Below are 23,253 nucleotides of genomic sequence, written 5' to 3' on the forward strand. Positions count from 1 at the left end.
TTGATGAAGGTTAATGGCCATTAATTTGGAATTGAACAGCAAGTTAAACGCAAAGCAACAGGGAACGATGTCATTCTAGTGCATTTATCAATTATTGGATGAGACCTTTAGAATTTGATAAAAAGAAAAGGAAAAAACAACTGTTTTTTGGATAAATGCCAAACAAAGAAAAAACGTATATCGATTATAGATTTTTAACAGCTAAATTTAATTTTTATAAATTAGATTTAAATTTCAACAAGAGATTTAACTAATTTACAAAAAAAGGATATCTCGCATATCCCTTAAAAAGCTCCATTTGGTTAAGCTGAAAGCTGCTTAGCCAAATGGAGCTTTTCTTTAGGAAGACGATGGGATTGAACCAGCGACTGAAAACTGAATATGAAAACTATGGTTCTAATGAGCCGGATATTTTCATCCAGCTCATTTTTGACGAATGCAACATAACAAACCTTATTTAATAGTCTATTTACGGGGATGGATAATTTTCATCATATTCTATCCCACAGTAGCAGAAAAGCATTGTTCAAGTCTATACCAAATCAGATGAAGTTCATTCATCAACTATTTGGTATGGCTGCATGGGGCTGATTCTAAATACCACTTTCAAATAAATGCATCTTAGAACCAGAACCGGATATTACCTTGGCTTCTATTTTATTGTTTTTTTGATTCACAATATTGCCACATTATAATCAAATTTCAATAAAAGAGAGAAGTATTGGCGTATAGTGATGAGGCGCCGCCAGAGTGTACAAATAGGATATTATCTTCCGGCTTAAAAGTGCCTTTTTGTATTAAATCAATGAGTCCCGCTGCCGCTTTACCCGTATATACCGGATCCAATAAAATCCCTTCTGTTCTTGCCATGAGTTTGACAGCTTCCACCATTTCAGGCGTAGGTATAGCATAACCAGGTCCGACATACTCATCAAAACACATAACAGCCACACGAGGGATTGAATTTGGAATGCCGATGTGTGCTGAGGTTTCTTTAACAAGCTGAAAAACTTTCTCTTCTTGTTCAGCTTTTCCTCTGCTTACGTTTATTCCAATTACCGATATTCCACTTTGATTTCCATGAAATCCAGACACCAAACCAGCATGCATTCCCCCACTACCGCTTACACAAACAACGGCATTCACATTGACTCCTTGATCAAAGGACTGTGTCAAAATCTCCTGAGCGCAAGCAACATATCCCGTTGCACCAATGATATTCGATCCCCCAACCGGAATAATGTAAGGGTTATTTCCCTCTTCCGTTACCTCTTTAGCTATTTTCTGCATTTCTTTCATCAAGTCCGTTCCATTAGGTACAACCTTGATTTTTTCAGTGCCCAGTAAATGATACAGAAAATAGTTACCATTAAAATCCGGCTCAGAATTTGTTAAAAGCCCCTCTTCCAATACAAGAATACACTTCATCTTCTCTTTAACTGCAGCGGCGAGAGTTAAACGGCAATGATTTGATTGAATGCCTCCACATGTAATTAACGTATCCGCGCCTTTTTCCAATGCATCGGCAACAAGGAACTCTAGTTTTCTTGTTTTATTTCCACCAGCCGTCAGCCCAAGTAAATCATCTCGTTTAATATAAATAGAAGGACCCCCAAGCACTTCAGTAAAATGATGTAATTTCTCAAAGGGTGTATTTGTTGGTGTATATCGACGTCTGGGGAATTGTGCTAAATTCATATTAAAACTCCTCCTGTATTCTCTGTATAAGACTAACCTATGTAAATTAAAGAAAAGAGAATATCAATCTGACGTTCTCTTTTCAATAACTTTTATTGAATCATAGCAACCGCTTCGATTTCAATCATAGCATCTTTAGGTAAACGAGCAACTTCAATCGCACTTCTAGCTGGATAGTTATCTGTAAAAAATTCTCCATATACATGATTCATCGCGGCAAAGTGATTCATATCACTTAAAAAAACCGTTGTTTTTATTACCTGCTGTAAGCTTGCTCCCGCCGCTTCTATAACCTTCTTAAGATTCTCCAATGACACTCTTGTTTGCTCCTCAATATTATCAGGCATTTCTCCAGTTTCAGGATGAATTGGCAGCTGCCCTGAAGTATACACTACATTTCCTACTTTAATACCTTGTGAATAAGGACCGATAGCCTTAGGGGCTTCTTTGGTTATGATTGTTTCTTTTGTCATATAAACCACCTCTTTTTTTTGTGTGTAATCCTATTAATACGAAATAGAATTTAATTTCCCTTTGAATAAAACGCTTACATTCATTACAAGCCTTCCCTCTTATTCTTTGCGCTCAAAATCACACTCCATCAGAGGAACTATTTTTGTTTTCTTAATGATTTTATAACCAAGCCAGAGAAGCAAGAAAATAGGAAGACCTATATACGTCGCGATAATTTCTGCCCAGCTAATTTGATCTCCGTAAAAAAGAGTCTGCCCAAAAATGAAAACCACAAAAAATAACAGCGTGATAACCGGGCCCAGCGGGTACCATTTGGCTTTAAACGGCAATTCATTTAGATCTCTGCCTTGGGCTACATAGGCCTTACGGAAGCGGTAATGACTAACGGCAATCCCGAACCATTTGATAAATCCGGTAAGGGCTGAAGCATTTACCAACCAAATAAAAACTGAACCATTTCCAAAAAGTGAAGCCAAAAAAGAGGCAAGTCCTATAAAAGCAGTTGTACAAAGGGCCCACATGGGAATTCCCTTCCTGTTAAGCCGTGCAAAAATTCGTGGTGCCTTTCCTTCTTTCGCCAGTGCCCATAGCATACGTGAAGAAGCATACATTGCTGAATTTGCTGCTGATAAAACAGATGTAAGAAGCACTGCATTCATGACGGAAGCTGCAAATGCCAACCCAGCTCTCTGAAGAACAAGAGTGAAGGGGCTGATAGATACATTTTGAACGCCGGATTTAAGCAGGTTTGGATCCGTATAAGGGATAATCAAACCGATAACAAAAATCGTCAACACGTAGAAAATAAGGATTCGCCAGAAGATTGACCGAATGGCTTTCGGTACGTTTTTTGATGGATTTTCGGTTTCACCGGCTGCCGTCGCAATCACCTCAGTTCCCTGGAATGCAAAGCCCGCGATGAGCACAACACTAAAGATAGATACAAGCCCGCCATGGAAAGGAGCATCTCCTTGGGTAAAGTTACTGAACCCGACCGTATGTCCTCCCATAATTCCAAAAATCATGGCAACCCCAATAACGAGAAATATGATGATCGAGATGACCTTAATACCGGCAAACCAATATTCACTTTCCCCATATGCCTTGACTGATAAAACATTTAAGATTAGCAACAAACCCAGAAAAAGTGCACTCCACAAGATAGAAGGTGAGTCCGGAAACCAATACTTCATAATAAGAGTAGAGGCCACCAAATCTGCAGGAACAGTTATCGCGGTTGTATACCAATAGTTCCAACCTAACGCAAAGCCTAACGCAGGATCAATATACCTTGAGGCATAGATGTCAAAAGCCCCCGGGACCGGTAAGAAGGCCGATAGCTCTCCTAAACTATTCATGACAAAATAGACCATGATTCCTACCAGAATATATGCAGCAAGCGCTCCTCCCGGCCCCGCAGTGCTAATCGTCGATCCGCTGGATACAAACAATCCAGTTCCAATAGCGCCACCTATAGCCATCATCGTTAAATGTCTGGATTGCAGCTTCCTTTGTAATGATCCTTTTGAATTTCGCTCTTCTAGGGTGTTACTTATCTCTGCTTCTAATTTCCCCATAGTGTATCCCCCAATTTACTCATAGTTCAAATACTTTGTATGCAAGGCTCATCTGGCTGTTCTTTTGAATAATCTCTTTATTGATTATTTAGAGAATTTTCAGTAAATTATTAAAATACCTCTACCTTCTGCTTTTGTCCTCACAAAAAACTCAGGCGAGAAATTGATATGAGCACTCTCTCTTTCATTTCAAGTAACTTTAAATGGGTAAAATAGAAATCTTTTAAACGAAGTTAACATAATTGGTATTTTTCCAACTTACGATAAAGAGTAGACAGGCTAATCTTAAGTTCCCGGGCAATTTCTTCTTTATCATTTCGATATTTTTCAGTCAGAAAATAGCTCTGGATTACTTCTTTTTCATATTCAGAAATCATTTCTTCCAAACTTAACCCTCTACAATCGGCAGAGAGATGATCATGTTGAAACAGATAGTCAGGTAAATCATGGAATCCGACGATATCTGCTTCAGCCATATTGACCATATATTCTACGGCGTTTTCCAACTGACGTATATTCCCCGGCCAATCATAGCGTATAAGCCATTGCTCCAGCATGGGGTCAAGTCTAAGTGGATACCTTTGCATGACCTTACAATGTTTATGAATGAAATGTTCGAGATACAAAGCGATATCCTCACGCCGTTCTCTCAAAGGTTTGGTATGGAGAGGGAGGACATTGAGACGATAATATAAATCTTCGCGAAAGGTACCGTTTCGCACCATTTCCTCTAAGTTTCGGTGAGTGGCAGCAATCACCCGTACATTAATCTCGATTGCTTTTTTTCCACCGATTCTTTCAATCTCTCTTTCTTGTAAAACCCGTAATAACTTTGGCTGCAAGAAAAGCGGCATATCACCAATTTCATCAAGAAAAATGGTTCCTTTGTGCGCTAATTCAAATTTCCCCATTTTCCCATTCCGACTCGAGCCGGTAAATGATCCGCCCTCGTAACCAAACAACTCACTTTCCAACAAGCTCTCAGGTATGGCTGCGCAATTTACTGCCACAAATGAATCCATTCGGCGCTTGCTTTCAAAATGAATCGCTTTGGCTAATAATTCCTTCCCCGTACCGCTATCTCCCCTAATCAACACAGTGGATGGGCTGTTTATGATCCGTCTAGCTTTTTTAATAACATCTTGAAGCCCGGAATCTTTACCAAGAATGTTTTCAAAAGTAATAGATTTCGGGGGGATCGGGATATCTTCTTGTATTTTGCAACCCGGTTCTTTAACTGGGTCCAGCATTGCTAATTTATTGCCTAACAATGTACTAACATTGCGTAGAAACTGGATCAAATTCTCTGATTCTATAATCATTTTCTCCTTTTGTTCATGGGAAAAACCAATCATGCCGATGACGCCAACTGGTTTGTCTTGCTTTACAATAGGAAACCCGATGGTAGCAAGTTCTTTGCATTGTTTCACGAATTTACAACTCCTACATTGCGACTCATCTTTTTTCACATCGTAAACCACTCCAGGCTCCCCTGTTTCCAATATCATTCTGAAAAAGGAGCCTTCCGGAGCCGTTTTGCCAATGAGGTCTTTATAGTAGCCGGTTCCACTAATTCGGACGCCCTTTTCATCAAGCACGGTTATATCCAGGCCAAGGATTCCTGCTGTGTTCTCAGCGTAATCTTGAATAAACTGCTGTATGCCGATAAAACCTGCCATATTATCCTCCTCTGCTATTGCGCTATATGAAATAATAAAATAACTTTATTATAAAATAAATTTCTACGCTTTGCACAATGAGGAGAAAGCTTTTTCTATGCCACCCAAAGCATTTTTCAACATCGAACGCGGGCAAGCGATATTAAGTCGCATAAACCCTTCACCTTCCATACCGAAAATGTGCCCTTCATTCATTGCAACCCTTGCTCTGCGCAACATAAATTGATCCATTTCTTTAACTGAAAACCCTAATTCCCGGCAATCCAGCCATACAAGGTATGTGCCTTCAGGCTGGATAACTTTGATTTGCGGGATGTTTTTGCTGAAGTAACTCAGAGTGAACTCCAAATTCCCCTGCAAATATTCAAGGAGCTGATCCAGCCATTCTTCTCCGTGTCGGTAAGCAGCCTCTAACGCAACAACGCCAAATATGTTCGGCGAACCAATGGATAATGTATTAAGTTCTCGATCATACCTATCGCGCAGTTGCTGATTTGGAATGATGATACTTGACGTCTGTACACCCATCAGGTTAAAAGTTTTGCTTGGCGCAATGCAGGTAAGAGAATGGTTCGCAAACTCTTCTGATATAGAGGCAAAAGGAATGTGAGTATGTGTCTTATAAACAAAGTCAAAATGAATTTCATCTGCCACAACGAGAATGTTATGCTTCATACAAATCTGTCCCAATCTCGTCAATTCTTCTTTGCTCCATACCCTTCCGATCGGGTTATGAGGGCTACACAGAATCAACATTTTTACCGATGAATCTATCTTTGCCTCTAAATCTTCGAAATCTATGGAATAACGCCCATTTTCAAGCTTAAGCGGGTTGTTTACAATTTCACGGCCGTTCGCTTGGATTACACGGGAAAAATGATGGTATACAGGAGGTTGGATAATTATTTTGTCCCCTGTCTGCGTGAAGGACTGAATCGCCAACGATAGGGCTGGAATCACTCCTGGGCTGTGGGTAATCCATTCTTTCTCAATGGACCATCGATGTCTTCTTTTCAGCCAACCAACTATGGATTCCATGTACGAGTCCGGTCTAAGCGTGTAGCCATAAACACCGTGCTCCACACGTTGTTTTAATGCTTCGATGATAGGTTGTGGAGACTGAAAATCCATATCGGCCACCCACATCGGTATAACATCCTTTACGCCAAAATGATTTTCAAGATCATCCCACTTTTCGCAGTCAGTGTTCAGTCGACGGATTTCTTGGTCAAAATTATATTTCATCGAGTATCTCTCCTTCTCATGTTTGCTTGTGTACCTTGCCTCTTTATATATGCAATTGTCATGCCAACCTATTTCTCTTATAAAATCTCCTTATTTTTATAGAATTCCTTGGTTGAATCCCCTAATACCGCGGTCATTTTTTAAAAACCTTCTCATCATAAGTATTTTCACATTTGCAATCATGGTAAAATTTTCGCATGGATGATAAAATTCAAAGATTTCATTTAGCATCTCTAGTGGGTGGCAACTTCTTCTGTTTACTCCATTCTTCATAACCGCCTGCAAGGCTTTGTACTTCTTTAAAACCATGAACTTGTAGTAAGCTTGCAGCGATGGCTGATCTTCCGCCTGTTTTGCAATAAACCAAAATTGGTTTATCATGCGGAATTTTGTGTACCTGTTCCTGCAAATGACCAAGCATCACATGCTTCGCCTGCGGAATATGGCCTTTCTCCCATTCGCCCATGCTTCGGACATCAAGCACATATATGCGTTCTGTTTGAATAGTGCCATCCACCTGGTCTATTGTCACTTCTTCATACTTCATAACACGCGAATCAGATTCTCCTGCCTGCTCAATGATATATGGTTCCATTGTTGCAATGACGCGATCCAATCCAATGGACTGGAGATCATTTATCATATCTGCCACATCAGCATTGCATGCTAGAAGATATATAGGCTGGTCATAATCCAACAACCATCCCGCCCAAGTTACAAATGATTTGTTATAGGGGATATTAATTACCCCTCGTATATGCTTGGTGGCAAATTCACTGGCTGGACGCGTATCAATAACAATTCCCTGTTCCGTCCATTCCTGCACAATATCTATTGAAACCTCCATATGATGTGGTGTTACCATCCTTCGAATTTGCTGCGCTCCCTCTTTATTCAACCACTTCATCATTGAAAAATAAGGGGGTGCCTCCGGCTGTCCAGCCAACAGCGCTTCTATAAAGCGATCCTCATTATCATATTGCAATGCCCAATTTGTCCGTTTTTCATATCCAATGGTTGACGACGGGATTGCACCTAGCGCTTTTCCACAGGCACTGCCCGCTCCATGCCCTGGCCATACTTGCAGATAGTCAGGAAGGTTTTTAAACTGCTGCAGAGATCGATACATCATGCTTGCCATTTTTCCCGAGGAAGCGTGCACCCCTGCGGCTTTTTCTAATAAGTCGGGACGCCCCACATCACCCACAAATACAAAATCTCCGGAAAATATGCCGAGCGGATCCTTGGTAGATGCACCCCCATCTGTTACGAGCAGCGATATATGTTCAGGTGTGTGTCCTGGTGTATGTACCACCTCAAAATTGATATTTCCAATGGAAAATACATCTCCATTTCTTAGAAAGCAGTGTTCATACCCAGTTGCGTACTCATATTTCCAGTCCGCCCCTCCTTCATCAGACAAATACAATGTGGCCCCAAGCCTTGAAGCTAGCTCCTGTGAACCAGATAAAAAATCCGCGTGGATGTGTGTTTCCGTTACACCCACGATTCGCACACCATGTGCTCTAGCCGTTTTAATATAAGGTTCTATATTACGTGACGGATCAACAATGATCGCTTCGCCAGTAGCCTGACATCCTACAAGGTATGAAGCTTGAGCCAGTTTCTCATCATAAAAATACTTGAGTAGCATAAATCATCCTCCTTTTAAGGGTCTTACTTACTTTTGTTTTGTTATGCCTATCAGAAATGTTATTACATCATACCTTTAAGCATCCCGTTCCAATACATAATGGGAAGCAAGTTTTTCTTCAATACATACATACTGAACCTCTCACGGGATTGATCGATAGGAAAGGTCTCTTGCGGCTTTAAATCATAATTGAATTCAGCCAGTATAAGCCGCCCGTATCCAGTAACAAGTGGACATGATGTATAGCCGTCATATTTATGAACCATTTGTTTGGCACGCATCCGATGAAGTAAATTTTGCACAAGCACGGGCGCTTGTTTGCGAATTGCAGCCCCTGTTTTTGACGTAGGCAAGTTTGTGCAATCCCCTATGCCAAATATATTGTCAAAGTGTTCATGCTGCAGCGTATATTTATCTACATTCAGCCAACCATTACTAGCTGCGAGGGAACTATTCTTGATAAAATTAGGGGCGCTCATCGGTGGTACCACATGAATCATGTCATATTGCATATCCACACGCTCTTTTGTGTTCAGATTTTCAAATGTCGCTCGTTTCTTGTCACCATCAATTTCAATGAGATGATGCATAAAACATGTCTCGATTTGTTTTCGTTCAATTATTTTATTTAGTGCCTGTTCATATTTTTTCACATTGAATATGGATGGGCTACCTGAAACAAAAATAACCGAAGATTGCGGGCGAACTCCTGATTTTCTGAAATAATCTTCTGCCAAATACATAATCTTTTGAGGAGCTCCACCGCATTTTACCGGCGTGTTCGGATTCGTAAAAATGGAAGTCCCCCCCTTGAAGTTTCTGATCGCCTCCCAAGTGCTATCAACATAATCATAAGAGTAATTACTACATACCCCATTCTTTCCAATACTCTCTTTTAACCCCTTGATTTCATGCCAGTTAATTTGAATCCCGGCAGCGACAACTAGATATTCGTAGTGCAGTTTCTTTCCGGATGCTGTTACAACAGCATTTTCATCCGGCTGAAATGTGGTTATCGCATCCTGCACCCACACGGCTCCGTTCGGAATAACGGATGCTTCCTCCCTTTGTGTCACAGTTTTGTCAGCTTCGCCAGCTCCCACAAGTGTCCATAATGGCTGATAGTAATGTTTCGTCGCAGGGTCAATGATGGCAATGTTTCCGCTCAGAGTGCGAGATTCACGCAGGAGACGGGCTGCAACCGTAATTCCGGCACTGCCCCCTCCTACAATCAAAATTTTGTAATGTGTTTCATTCTTCATATTTGCCATTCTAATCTCCTCATCTCAATTTTATAAAGTAGCTCACCAATCTAACACCTCAGCATTAATGATTAGTGTAAATGGCTACCAACTTTTACTACCATTTTATACAGCAAAAACCATGCCAACTTATTTCTCCTGTAAAACGGCTTGGTTTACGCACCCTACACTTTATAAAATTCTCAATTTTGCCACCATTCTATTAAAAAGACTTTCTCATCAAGCCTTAAGCCTTCTTAGGAATAGGAACTATTTTTGCATCTGTAATAAAATCTTCTTGTATAAAATGATTCTTTAACATATCGGTTAATAAGAATTTTATTTTCGGCATCGTTTAACTGAAATAGAATAAACAATATGTTACTTCTGAAGAAAAAAAAAAATCGCCTCAATTTTATTAAGGCGATTTAACGTAACTGGTATTATAGAATGTTAAACTGAACGGATACTGTCGTCCTTAACGTTTATCCAAGGCCAAGCCTATAAGAAAGTTGGTTTTTCATAGGTCTTTACATGAGCAGAATTTTCGGCTAATTTCTGACGAAAGAATTGTTACCGACCTTTGTTATTTTTTTCCGACAGTGTTAACTTTCACACATGTGAATCACGTGCGCTTTCGGATAAGCATTTTTATTCTTCAACACTTGAAAAATTCTTACACAATGTCTGTCTTCAAAAGTCCTTTATTTGGCACCTGCTATTTGCGCATCACTTTTTTAACCAAATCGCTCACGCTACTGACGATATGAACAACCTTCCTCTAACTTCAAAAGATTGACTTCTCGCTTTAATTCTTCTGTAATAGGCTTGCCCATTTTTCGCCATAGAAAATCCCCTACCAGATAAACTGTTAAGAACATTTTATCATGCTCTCTTTTTTCTCAGTCTACCTGTAGGGGATAATACCATATTCCCGCGTTTTTCTTATTTTAAGTCTTCAATCGAATCAATATCGACGTAATCCGGTACGACCAGACCATTCTTTGTTCCTTTTAAGTTTGGTCCAAGGTCAACCATTTCAGCTTTATACTTATTATAGTATTCAAGATGTGTTCCCGGGAGCCATGCAGCCACCATTGCGTCCGCACTTCCGTTTGCAACGCCGGCAAACATTGGTCCGACTTCAACTTGACTTAATGTCACGTCATAACCATTTTGCTCCAGAACCTTGCCAATCACATTCGTGCTGGCAATTTCAGTGTCCCATGCAACATAAACCAGTTTGATTTTTTCACCATTTCCTGATTCAGCACCTTTGGTCCATTGGGATACTTTGTCCTGATTTTCCTTTATCCATTTTTCCGAAGCTTCTGTTGGAGACATCCCTTCAGAAATTTCGACCATTACCTCTTCCATATCTTTTGTTTCCCAGTTGAATTGATCTAGAATTTTATATGCACCTGGTGCATCCTGTTCAAGTCCTTTTCTGGCAAGCGAATTGATATTTTCAGCCCCGCCGAAGGACTCATTAGGATCTTCGAGATATTTCAAGTCATATTTCGAGAACATCCAATGCGGTGACCATCCTGTAACGACGATCGGTTCTTTTTTATCAATCGCTTTTTTCAATTCAGCAACCATGGCCGCCGAAGACCCTTCAACCAACTTCCAATCATCCAGCTTATAATCATCTATAGCCGTATTAGTCAACTTCATCAATCCTGCTCCAGGTTCAATTCCGATGATTTCATAATTGGCTTTGGCAGCAAAACTATTTTTATCCCCGTTCACAGCCGTATCTTTTGTAAATGCACTGAATAGTGCAGTACCCACAACTAGTAAGGCCAGTATTGTAAAAATGATTTTCCTGCTAACGATATGTTCGTAAGCTGGTTTACGAAGGTTTTGCGTAATACGATCGAGAATGATTGCAATGATTACAATGGATAATCCTGCTTCAAATCCTTGTCCCACATTAATTTGGCTGACAGCCCTGTAGACATCCGCCCCAAGTCCGGGTGCTCCAACCAATGAGGCTGTAACAACCATGGATAGTGCCAGCATGATGCTTTGGTTGACTCCTGCCATAATCGTTGGAGTAGCCAATGGTATTTGTACCTTGAATAGCTTTTGGCTGCTGGTTGAACCAAAGGCATCCGATGCTTCGATCAGATCATTAGGCACTTCTTGAATCCCAAGATTGGTCATACGGATTGTCGGTGCGATTGCGAAAATGAATGACGCAATGATCCCCGGCACTACCCCTATTCCAAAGAATAAGATCGAAGGAATCAAATAAACGAATGCAGGCATTGTTTGCATGAAGTCCAAGATCGGGGTAACGATCTTACGCACCGTGTTATTTTGGGCACACCATATTCCGATCGGTATCCCGATCACTATCGTTAAGACTCCTGACAATATAACGATAGCCAGTGTTTGGATGCTTGATTCCCAATAACCAAGATTATCGATCAATAGTAAGCTGATGAATGTAAATATCCCCAAGGGCCACCTGCTTGTATAGGTAACCAGAAGGGTTAGGACTATAATTAACACGATGGAAGGTCCAGCACTCATTACATCGACCAGGATATCCAGTAGTCCCTCGATTACATTCGTAATAAGTGTAAATAATCCAGCAAATACAATAGTTATCCAATCCACTAAAGAATCAACCCAAGCTCCTAGTGGGATTTTCGGCATATTCATTGAATTATTCACTCTCCATTTCATTCAAGGAATCTTTATTTCCTGCCAAAGCACCGATAACGGCACCGCGAAGCAGAATTCCTTTAATTCTGTTCTGATCATCGATGACTGAGATTGGCAAGCTTGAAGTAGCCATCACATCCATGAGGTTTCCAAGTAATTCATCCTCTTTTACAGTTGGGATATCGGTTGACATCACTTCAGAGATCGATTGGTTATTGCTCATTGCCTGACGAGCCTGTTCAGCAGTCACGGCCCCCAATAACTTCTGCTTTCTATCCACAACAAAAATGCTGGAATACCCTTGTTTGCGCATGATTTCCAAGGCAACCCTCGGACCTCTGTCCACCGCGATCTTCTCTGGGCGTATCATCACATGAGATGCTGTCAATACTTTTGATAGGTCAACATCTTCCACAAACTTCTCGACGAATTCATTGGCTGGATTCATCATGATTTGTTCAGGGGTTCCTAATTGAATTACACTTCCATCTTTCATAAGGGCAATTCTATCCCCGATTCTTAATGCTTCATCAAGATCATGGGTAATGAAAATGATCGTTTTTTTGTACTGATCTTGGATTTGAATCAGTTCATCCTGCATATCCTTACGAATCAATGGATCAAGGGCACTGAAGGCTTCATCCATCAATAGGATATCCGTATCACTTGCGAGTGCACGGGCTAACCCAACCCTTTGCTGCATTCCGCCGCTAAGCTGTGATGGCAGCTGATTTTCGTAGCCTTTCAATCCAACGGCCTCAAGAGCCTTCATCGCATTTTCATGACGTTTTGCTGGATCCACTTTTTGAATTTCGAGCCCAAATTCAGCGTTTTCCAATATCGTTTTATGCGGAAATAAAGCAAAGTTCTGAAATACCATGCTTATTTTCTTTTGTCTGACTTCCCTTAACCTGGCAGCGTTCATCTTCACGATATCTTCATCATCAATTAAGATTTCACCCAAAGTGGGATCGATCAAACGATTGAACATGCGGATCAAAGTGGATTTCCCGCTTCCTGATAGGCCCATGATGACAAAAATCTCGCCGGGATAAATCTCGAAATTAACATTATTCACACCGACCGTTTGTCCCGTTTCTTTCAAGATTTCTTTTTTCGTTTTGCCTTGCTTCAATAAGTCTGTTGCTGCTTTTGGAGATTTGCCAAAAATTTTCGAGACATTTCTGACTTCTACATTCGGCTTCATCAAGTCACCTCATTCTAATAGTTGCCCATATGATATTCAGTTTTGCTGAATTCCCCCGTTTTATGCGAGTGATGATTATTAATGCACAAGTATCTTGAAATAACCGAAATTCTACCCCATTACTTTTTCTTCAAAAAAAAGCGGAAGTGACACTTATTCAGTGGCACAGGGCATAACGTGCATAGAAAAATAATCTATATTTATTATTCCCAAGAAGTAATTCTTTACTTGGATTATATTATGTGTGATAAATTGAGCATTTCAAGTAGGAAAAAAGAGGTGCAATCACAACTGAGGAAACTAGCAGGCACAACATATACCAACTGTAATATAAACGATTTCCACTTAGAGTTTTGTCCAGATGATGGACTTACGACTACCCTCTAAAGTACTTCATTTCCTTAACCAGGTGGAATGATACTTGCAGTGCAGTATAACACCAAAACGCATAGAAATATGATTATGGGATTCCCAATATGTCTAATTTGAGCTCTGCAGGGAAAAGAGGTGCAATACAACTGAGGAAACTAACAGGCACAGCATATACCAACTGAAATATAATGGTTTTTTATTTTAGGGTTTTGTTCAGTCACAGCACACGGACTGAACCTGTATCCCTAAAGTACTTCATTACCTTAACAAAGAATGAATATAAGTTCAAATGATGTGGGACGGAATTCTTGCCTAAAAAGCCCATTTACGCCATCGATTCTAAAGGTTCCGGAAGACTCTAAAAACCTTGATATACCAACACTTTGGCTTCCTATAATCATAAACGCCCATCATCCGCCACAAATTTTTTTCAGTTTTTTTTAAACCCTAAATGATCCAGAAAAAGGGAAAAGCTATTTTCAGTCATAAATAACAGGTAAATTTAAGCGGTTCCGGATCTGGAAAGATTGGAATTTGTTACTTTTTTTATAGGTTATGTTTTATGCAGGCATACATGAAAATGTGTCACATATACAGAAAAAAAACCTTGAAACAACTAATTCATTTCAAGGTTAATGCATATTATCGATACATACTAATTGGCATTCCTATGTTCATCAAAATCAATTTGGCATTCCTCTAGCGGAGTTACTTTTGTTTTCTTAATGAACTTATATCCAAGCCACATCACCAGAAAGAATGGGATGCCAAGATAGGCAGCGAACACACTAGCCCAGTTAATGTCATCGCCCATAAAGGCCTGATAGTTTTGCGCCAATAATACGAAAAAGCAAAGAGCAAAGGAAAATATCGGTCCGAAAGGGAACCATTTGGACTTATAGGGAAGATCGTCCAGTGAATACCCTTGTGCAATATAGGCTTTTCTAAACCGGTAATGGCTTGCCGCTATACCCAGCCAAAATATAAATCCAGTGACCCCAACCGCATTCATAAGCCAAATATAAATAACTCCATCACCAAAAATGGAAGCAAAAAAGGCCAACATCCCTACAAGTGAAGTGACAACCAGTCCCCAAATGGGAACGCCGCGCTTGTTAAGCTTCCCAAAAATACGCGGTGCCAGCCCTTCTTTTGCCATTGAGTACAACATTCGGCTTGTCACGTAAAGACTCGAATTACCAGCGGATAATACGGCTGTCAAAATGATGGCATTCATCACGGAAGCAGCGAATGCCAGTCCCACTTTTTCAAACACCATCGTAAACGGGCTAACCATGATCGTGTGCCCCTGCAGACTGCCATTCGTATAAGGAACGATCAATCCAATAACAAGTATGGCCAGGATGTAAAAGAGGAAGATTCTCCAAAAAATGCTGCGCACTGCACGTGGTACATTTTTTGCCGGGTTTTCACTTTCACCGGCTGCCACACCGACTATTTCTGTACCTTGAAAAGAAAATCCAGCAGCAATGAAAATACCCAATGTTGCCAAAAAACCACCGGCAAACGGAGCGTCACCAACTGTGAAGTTTTTAAAACCAATCGCCTCTCCGTTCATAATTCCGAATATCATCAATATTCCGACAACGATAAAAATGATGATGGTTGCCACTTTAATGAGGGAAAACCAATATTCCCCTTCGCCATACCCTTTAACAGATACGTAATTCAATAAGAATATCAAAACTAAGAACAAAGAACTCCATAAAAAAGACGAGCTGTCAGGAAACCAAAACTTCATTACCATCGTTGCGGCAGATAGTTCCGCGGCAAGAGTCATCGCCCAAGTGAACCAATAGTTCCAACCAAGCGCAAACCCTAATGCCGGATCGATGAAACGCGTAGCATAGGTACTGAAAGCTCCGCTGACTGGCATAAATGATGCCAGTTCTCCAAGGCTTGTCATAATAAAATAAACCATTATACCAATTACGGTGTAAGCGACCAAAGCACCGCCAGGCCCTGCAGAGTGAATGGCTGGACCGCTTCCGAGAAACAGCCCTGTTCCAATTGCACCGCCCAGCGAAATCATCGTAAGGTGGCGAGCTTTTAGCTTTCTTTGTAAAGTATTTGACGGCTGGTTTTGTTCATTTATGACAGGTGGTTGCAATTGCCGATTTTCCAAATTAGATTCCCCTCCAAAAATGCATATTTAATCTAGCACGAATAGGTAAAGTCGATCATTCCATCAATAGTCATTTCCTGCATTTATTACTATTTCAAGGTCATTTTCTCTAATGCTGAGACCTTTTTGGATTTCTGGGATCTATGTAGCATTTATATAACGATGTTAGGCTTAAAAGCCCAAGTCAAAGGGCTATAAGCCTAACGTTTATTGAAAAAAGAAACACCGTTTTTTTAAGATTCGGATATTCCGCACTTCCTATTATGCGGTAGGTAGACTCCTATGAATAAAAGAATTCCAATCGATTTGAAGTAACCAGCTTGCCGTTGCTTCAATATCTTTTGAAAAGATACGATCTTGTGTAATGCTTGGAATGAGCTTTCTTGCTTCCGTATAAAACTCTTTTGTAAACGGAGCCATCTTTTCTATTCCGCGGTATTCCACCGCCTGTAAGGCACAAATGAGCTCAATCGCCAAAACGCGGCGAACGTTTTGAATGATTTGATGGGCGTGTCGGGACCCAATCGTTCCCATGCTTACATGATCTTCCTGGTTCGCTGAAGATGGGATGGAATCAACACTTGCAGGATGTGCGAGTGTTTTATTCTCAGAAACGAGTGAAGCTGCACAATATTGCATGATCATCGCTCCCGACTGCAAGCCAGGTGACGGACTTAAGAATGGCGGTAAATCATTCAGCTGAGGATTGACAAGTCGCTCAATGCGGCGCTCTGAAATGTTCGCAAGTTCGGCAACAGCGATTTTCATGAAGTCCATCGCAAATGCAATCGGCTGGCCATGGAAGTTCCCCCCTGAAATAACCTTTTCCCCATCGTCAAAAATAAGCGGATTATCCGTCGCAGCATTCATTTCGATTTCCAATTTTTCTTTTACATAATCAAGAGTTTGCCATGATGCCCCATGCACTTGCGGGATGCAGCGGAGCGAATAAGCATCCTGTACCCGTAGTTCTCCTTGCTTTGTGATGAGCTGGCTGCCGCTGATCATGCGGCTAATCCGTTCCGCGACCTCTGTTTGCTGGCGGTAACCGCGTGCTAGATGAACATCCGGATCAAAGGCATCTTCAATGCCGCGTAATCCCTCTAAAGTCAGTGAAGCAATCGCTTCAGTTTGATGGGCCAGCTGTTCAGCTTCAATGTAATTTACGAGGCCCATCCCAGTCATGGCCTGTGTTCCGTTAATTAATGCAAGACCTTCTTTTGCTTTAAGTGTCACTGGAAGAATGCCTTCTTTCGATAAAGCTACAATGGCCTCCATTCGCTCTCCTTTATAAAACACTTCCCCTTCTCCCATCAATACTAGCGCCAAATGGGAAAGCGGCGCCAAGTCCCCACTTGCGCCAAGAGAACCTTGCTGAGGGATGACCGGGTGGATATGAGCATTCAAAAGATCGATCAAACGTTCAATGACGACAGGACGGACGCCGGAAAACCCTTTTAATAGTGCATTGGCACGGAGAAGGACCATAGCTCTCGAAACCACCTCAGGAAACGGTTCCCCGACTCCGCACGCATGGGAATGAATCAAATTCCACTGTAGCTGCTCTGCGTCCTCTGCATCAATCAAAACATCACTGAACTTTCCAAAACCTGTTGTGATGCCATAGACGACTTTCTTTTGTTTCACGATATTTTCAACCGCTTCCCGGCTCTTTTCCACTTTCTTAACACTCTCGGCTGAAGCAGAGACAAATGCCTCCCCATACAATACTTTTTTCGCTTCTTCAATCGTTAAAGTTTGACCCGTTAACATAATCATTTCCTGCACCCCTATTCTTTTTTTAAACAAACAAAAGGAGGCCGTATCGACAGACTTATCCAGTCTTTCAATACAGCCCCCTATTTCACTAAATAACTATAGGCTTTTAATTATTTAAATGTGGTTAATTCCCAAGCCAACGGCTTCATGTTCAAATCCCCGAACCGGTGCCCCAATCGTTCCATACACGGCGACTGCAATCCATTCACCTTCGTCCCCGCTTTTAAACGGCCTGCCCCGGACGATTGCAAACCGAAGGCCCGCAGTCCTCAAAAGACCGCCAAGTTCGACTTGGCCGCGTGTCACTCCTTGGAGTGCTTCGAGAATCGCATGATACAGCGCATGCATATCACGATACATATCGGGATTGACTAACCCAAGTCTTTTCGCTGATGTCTCAATGGCCGCAACTATTTTCTGCAGCTCCATTGAACCGACTTTACCTTTTCCATAAAGCCAATCCATCCGCTTTAGATTATTAGTCAATATGACTTCTTCCTCTTCGTCCGCAAACGCGTACATGATTGCATGGCGCCCGATTCTTCTGTCGAATTCCTTTGTCATGCAGGTACCTCTTTTACAATTTTCTAAATACACTAATAACTAAATATCATTGTAAGCGGATACAAGCTATTCGGTCAACATATTTTTTAAAATATTTCTTTTTGGGGATGATTTATAACACCCCAATGCTGCTATCTACCGCACAGTTTTCATTAATATCCTTTGAAAATTAGCCATTATGCAAAAAAGCTCATCCTCATTAACGTCCTGGAAAATGGGCTTTTTTTCTGAAACTTTTCTGTACTTCTCCATACTATATTAAATGTTTTTCACGAGTAAGTAGATAAAATACGGCGCTCCTAAAATCGAACGATAATCCCCACCTGAAATTGGTTGATATGTTTCCGGATATCCATGATGTCAGGGATGCAATCGAAGTTGATCATGTAAAAGGTGATGTAGTTTTTGAAAGATGTTTCTTTTGGCTATGAAGCGAACAGAACGATACTAAAAGATATCTCATTTTCTGTAACCGCAGGTAACACGATCGCATTGGTAGGTGCTTCAGGTGGTGTTAAAACAACATTATGCAGCTTGCTGCCCCGCTTCTACGATATCCTGTCAGGCAGTATTCAAATTGATGGCATCGATATCCGGAACTACAAATTGACTTCATTAAGAAAACATATCGGTATCGTAAAACAAGATGTTTTTTGATTTGATGGGACGATTCGGGATAACATCATGTACGGCAATACCGTGGCAACCGACGCCCAATTGAACCAAGTCATCGAAGATGCTCAATTAAATGACTTGATCGAACAATTGCCCGAAGGCTTGGAAACGTTGAGTGGAGGAACGTGGAGTGAAATTATCGGGAGGGCAAAAGCAGCGTGTCTCGATTGCTCGTATATTCCTGAAGAACCCACCGATATTAATCCTTGATTAAGCCACTTCCGCTCTGGACACCGCGACTGAAAAAGCAGTTCAGAAAGCTTTGGAACGACTCTCGATAAATCGGACTACACTTGTCATTGCACATAGATTAGCGACAATTAAACATGCCGATCGCATCATCGTTGTTCAAAATGGGGAAATCATCGAACAAGGTGCCTATGATAATTTGCTCCATCAAGACGGATCATATTAAAATCTGATCCTTGCCCAAACTGTATAGAATAAAGCTTGGCTGAAAGAAATCCAGACAGTCTGATATAACAAAAAAGGCCTCCCGACATGAATGGGAGGCCTTAAACTTTATGGAGATATACATTTATTCATTCGTTTCCAATGCTTCATAAATCGCAGTTACAACACTTCCATAGCTTCCTGTTTTGAAGAGGTCGCCAAAAAACTGATTGGAATTGGCTACAGGGTTAACGAGCGGAGAGTGCTTTTTATTTGTAAGTAAAACAATCCCTAAATCCTTTTCAGGATCAATGATCGTGACTGTCCCAGTCCATCCAGTATGACCGTAAGCACTGTCGCTCGCATAAGGACTGAACATCCACTCCATGCTAGCATCGCCATTTCGTCTCCACCCAAGTCCATATGTAGGATTCATTTCGGAAGGTGCGACGAATTCATCGATTGTTCCTTGATCAAACAACGTATGTTTACCGTATCCCCCGCCATTCAGCATCACCTGCAGAAGGACAGCCATATCTCTCGTATTGGAGAAAAGACCGGCATGCCCTGAAACGCCTCCCATCGAATAAAAGGCTTTTTCATCATGTACTTCCCCTTGAAGTGTGTATGTGCGAATATTAGGGAAATCTATCACGCCATCCCGGGTGTTACCTAGCAATTCAGTTGCGGCAAAATCCTTTGGCTTAAAGCCCTTACGAAGAGGATTGAACTTTGTATGTTTCAAATCAAGCGGCTTGTACAATTCATTTTCAACATAGGTGTCAAGCTGCTGACCCGTTATTTCTTCAACAATGGCGCCAAGCAGCATATAATCGACATCACTGTATACATTCTGTGTTCCAGGTACATATGTGAGCGGTGTTTTGGAAATGAACTCGATGGTCTTATCCCGTTCCTGGGAATAAAGTTCTTTCGAAACCTTTGGATTATGGTATTGCGGATCAGGTCTAAACCCTGCAGTATGATGAAGAACATCAATAATCCTCAGATTGTCCTTTCCTTTGATCAAATCCTCCTCCTTGTCTTTGAATTCAGGTATGTATTGCTGGACTCTTGCCTGGATATTCAGCTTGCCTTCGCTGACTAATTTCTGAATGGCAAAATTGGTTGCATACATCTTCGTGTTTGAAGCAAGGTCGAATAACGTGTCATTTTCCATTTTCCGGAACTTCTTAAGAGGTGTATGTTCATGATATTTCTGTTTGTACCCGTAGCTTTCATTTTTAACGATCTTTCCGTCCTTTATGACAATCAGGGCAGCACCAGGAAAACCGGCAGCCACTTCCATTTCAATAAGCTGATCCACCTTTTCCAGCTTTTCAGATGAAAAGCCGGCTTCTTCCGGTTTTTTTGCTTTCTTTAATATTGGATATTGGCTGGCAGTTTCCTTACTCACAGCTGCTCCCCGATTTGGACTTTCATTAGCAAAAGACACGGATGGTGCTAGTAAGGAAAGTGCCAGAATTGAACTTAGTGTGCAGCTTGTCCATATATTCATCATTTCCACCCCTTTGAAATTGCACTTTAGAAAATACAACTTTTCCTTTTGACCCATACCGAAAGACAATATTCTCATTCATTCCGTTCTTTTTTAACCAGAATTCACAATTCTATAAAGCGCTAATGGTGTATCCTTTTCCGTTCCGGGTTGCGATTGAATAAATGCAGATATTTCCCAAAAGTGGATAATATTTACCAATTATTCTCAATTTTCAGTATATATTATTTCGAACATCATTTCAATTTGATATTTATATTTTTAAAATTATATTTCGAATCTTTAGCATAAGTCTTCTCTATTTCAAAGAGAAAAGCCAAATATTAATAATAAAAATCATTCCATCGTTAATTAAAAACAAAACACCCTTTTTCTAAAACTTCACTACATCTCAATCAATTGTTCACGATTTATGTTTATTAAAATCAAAGAGTTATTAGGATAAGTCCCAGACATCGATTTCGCCTCTTTCTCTCCTCAATTATATTCAAAATCAATTTTTCCACATAGTAATTACGAAGTATAAAGTATGTAAAATGGCTAATTGTTTTAACTTCATTGCATAAGAAACGTAGAAGATATTAATACTATTTGAGAAATAAAGGAATTTTAGCGGCTATCAGAGACAAGTATAGGGTGATGAAAATGTGGAAAACGATTGTTTCCTACCTTCCAGAATGGCAGGTTTTTATACAAGCTTTTATTGTGTTTGTTATTCCGTATTTAATCTCCAAATTGTTTAATCGGCTTCGCAACTCAAAGGATGAGTGATGAAAATGAAAAAGTGGATATCAAAGATCGGTAAAAATGGAAAAGGTACCAATAAAGACAAACAAGAAGCAAATACCCCCCAAGATACAAAATATCAGTTTACAGATAATTTTAATTTAAATCTGGAAATGGTTAGGCAAGAAATTGGACATAATTGGGATGTCCATTTTCGGGAATTTAATCTAGGACGTACCGGTATACGGTCAGTTATCATTTTTGCCGATGGATTATCAGATAAAGACATCATTGATAAACATATTATGACATCATTGATGGTTGATTTTTCAGCAGAATATAAACAGGACCTTCCTTACATCAAAGGAAGCATTTCAAAAGATTTCATAAAAAATGAAGTGTTAACCATTAGTGAGGTAGAAGAAGTTGGTTCCATTAAAGAGTTAGCATCAAAAGTACTAACAGGTTCTACCGCGCTTTTAATTGATGGATCAGTGGATGCCCTAATCCTTGGTACAACAAAAATAAAAACAAGGACGGTTGAAGAGCCGGTATCAGAGGCATTAGTCAGAGGTCCACGGATCGGTTTCACTGAATCTTTAGTTGATAATACATCTTTTTTAAGGAGTAGTGGTGAAATTGAAAATTTATCGTTAGTACAATTCCAAGTAGGTAAGCAGTCAAAAAAAGACTTAGTTGTCGCTTACATTAAAGATATTGTTGATCCCGAATTAGTTCAAGAGGTAGAAAATCGAATTAAGAAAATTGATATTGATAGTGTTCCGGAATCAGGTTATGTAGAGCAACTCATCGAAGACAATTACCTTAGTCCTTTTCCGCAGGTACAGAATACTGAGCGTCCTGATCGCGTGATTGCTGCTTTGATGGAAGGCCGGGTGGCCATCTTATTGGATGGGACGCCATTCGCTTTGATCGTTCCAGTTACATTAAGCATGATGTTACAATCACCAGAAGATTATTATGAAAGGTGGATTCCTGGCACATTCATACGTTTACTCCGTTATCTCACGGTTGTTCTGGCTCTTTTTACACCGTCTTTATATATAGCTTTCATCTCATTTCATTCAGGGTTGATTCCGACCAAACTGGCCATCTCCATTATCGGAACCAGGTCCGGGGTTCCGTTTCCGGCACTTATCGAAGCATTATTCATGGAAATATCCATCGAAATTCTGAGGGAAGCAGGACTGCGCTTACCTAAGCCAATTGGTCCGGCAATGGGTATCGTCGGCGGATTAATCATTGGGGAAGCTGCTGTACAGGCAGGGATCGTTAGCCCCGTTTTGGTGATTGTAGTAGCGTTAACTGCTATTTCATCATTTTCCATTCCGCACTATAGTATTGGGATTACATTACGTATTCTTCGTTTTCCCGCCATGATTTGTGCTGCCACATTTGGATTATACGGGGTCATTCTCTTTTTCCTTTTAATGACCAGCCACTTAGTGAAATTAAAAAGCTTTGGTGTGCCTTATTTGAGCCCAGCCGTTCCTTATCGCTTAAGTGAGTGGAAAGACCTGATGGTTCGCATGCCACTTATGATGATGAAACGACGTCCAAAGATCATGCATACAAAAAACCCCATACGTAAAGGATAACCTATCGGT

At 40.6% G+C, this 23,253-nt stretch carries 14 protein-coding genes and 1 pseudogene; 2 read left to right on the forward strand and 13 right to left on the reverse strand.

What is annotated here, in order from left to right; genetic code table 11:
- Positions 1 to 702 precede the first annotated feature (702 nt).
- The 12 genes from Q8G36_RS19605 to hutP all read right to left on the reverse strand — a co-directional run bounded on the left by Q8G36_RS19605 (position 703) and on the right by hutP (position 18,312).
- On the reverse strand, positions 703 to 1,698 hold the full coding sequence (locus Q8G36_RS19605; protein WP_305161476.1) for a D-cysteine desulfhydrase: 996 nt from the start codon (positions 1,696 to 1,698) through the stop codon (positions 703 to 705).
- Between the two features lie 92 nt (positions 1,699 to 1,790).
- Entirely contained in the window at positions 1,791 to 2,171 is a 381-nt protein-coding gene (locus Q8G36_RS19610; RefSeq protein WP_137020905.1) for a RidA family protein, read from the reverse strand.
- 99 nt (positions 2,172 to 2,270) lie between these two features.
- Positions 2,271 to 3,749, reverse strand: a complete 1,479-nt coding sequence (locus Q8G36_RS19615) for an amino acid permease (protein WP_137020904.1) — start codon at positions 3,747 to 3,749, stop codon at positions 2,271 to 2,273.
- 233 nt (positions 3,750 to 3,982) lie between these two features.
- Entirely contained in the window at positions 3,983 to 5,428 is a 1,446-nt protein-coding gene (locus Q8G36_RS19620; RefSeq protein WP_305161475.1) for a sigma-54 interaction domain-containing protein, read from the reverse strand.
- A 63-nt stretch (positions 5,429 to 5,491) separates the two neighbouring features.
- Positions 5,492 to 6,673: a MalY/PatB family protein gene (locus Q8G36_RS19625; RefSeq protein WP_305161474.1), complete on the reverse strand. Its 1,182-nt coding sequence runs from the start codon at positions 6,671 to 6,673 to the stop codon at positions 5,492 to 5,494.
- 220 nt (positions 6,674 to 6,893) lie between these two features.
- Positions 6,894 to 8,327, reverse strand: coding sequence for an MBL fold metallo-hydrolase (locus Q8G36_RS19630; protein ID WP_305161473.1), 1,434 nt, complete (start codon positions 8,325 to 8,327; stop codon positions 6,894 to 6,896).
- A 62-nt stretch (positions 8,328 to 8,389) separates the two neighbouring features.
- A complete protein-coding gene (locus Q8G36_RS19635; protein WP_305161490.1) occupies positions 8,390 to 9,589 on the reverse strand; it encodes an FAD/NAD(P)-binding oxidoreductase in 1,200 nt (399 codons plus the stop codon).
- 924 nt (positions 9,590 to 10,513) lie between these two features.
- The gene (locus Q8G36_RS19640) at positions 10,514 to 12,241 is read right to left on the reverse strand and encodes a glycine betaine ABC transporter substrate-binding protein (protein ID WP_305161472.1); all 1,728 of its coding nucleotides are present in this window, start codon (positions 12,239 to 12,241) and stop codon (positions 10,514 to 10,516) included.
- Between the two features lie 4 nt (positions 12,242 to 12,245).
- On the reverse strand, positions 12,246 to 13,451 hold the full coding sequence (locus Q8G36_RS19645) for a quaternary amine ABC transporter ATP-binding protein (RefSeq protein ID WP_305161471.1): 1,206 nt from the start codon (positions 13,449 to 13,451) through the stop codon (positions 12,246 to 12,248).
- A gap of 1,027 nt (positions 13,452 to 14,478) precedes the next feature.
- A complete protein-coding gene (locus Q8G36_RS19650; protein ID WP_305161489.1) occupies positions 14,479 to 15,876 on the reverse strand; it encodes an amino acid permease in 1,398 nt (465 codons plus the stop codon).
- Positions 15,877 to 16,230: 354 nt separating this feature from the next.
- Positions 16,231 to 17,748, reverse strand: coding sequence for a histidine ammonia-lyase (gene hutH, locus Q8G36_RS19655; protein WP_305161470.1), 1,518 nt, complete (start codon positions 17,746 to 17,748; stop codon positions 16,231 to 16,233).
- Positions 17,749 to 17,862: 114 nt separating this feature from the next.
- Complete coding sequence (hutP, locus tag Q8G36_RS19660; protein WP_305161469.1) at positions 17,863 to 18,312, reverse strand: hut operon transcriptional regulator HutP; 450 nt, start codon at positions 18,310 to 18,312, stop codon at positions 17,863 to 17,865.
- 320 nt (positions 18,313 to 18,632) lie between these two features.
- On the opposite strand from hutP, the pseudogene Q8G36_RS19665 reads away from it, so the two are divergent.
- Positions 18,633 to 19,402, forward strand: a pseudogene (locus Q8G36_RS19665) (ABC transporter ATP-binding protein); the annotation flags it as partial.
- A gap of 123 nt (positions 19,403 to 19,525) precedes the next feature.
- Here the strand turns inward: Q8G36_RS19665 and pbp4b are convergent.
- On the reverse strand, positions 19,526 to 20,899 hold the full coding sequence (pbp4b, locus tag Q8G36_RS19670) for a penicillin binding protein PBP4B (protein WP_305161468.1): 1,374 nt from the start codon (positions 20,897 to 20,899) through the stop codon (positions 19,526 to 19,528).
- A 770-nt stretch (positions 20,900 to 21,669) separates the two neighbouring features.
- Here pbp4b and Q8G36_RS19675 point away from each other — a divergent pair.
- Complete coding sequence (locus tag Q8G36_RS19675; RefSeq protein ID WP_305161467.1) at positions 21,670 to 23,244, forward strand: spore germination protein; 1,575 nt, start codon at positions 21,670 to 21,672, stop codon at positions 23,242 to 23,244.
- The last annotated feature ends 9 nt before the right edge of the window (positions 23,245 to 23,253 follow it).

The sequence above is a fragment of the Peribacillus frigoritolerans genome, from assembly GCF_030676415.1.
Lineage (GTDB): Bacteria > Bacillota > Bacilli > Bacillales > DSM-1321 > Peribacillus > Peribacillus frigoritolerans_A.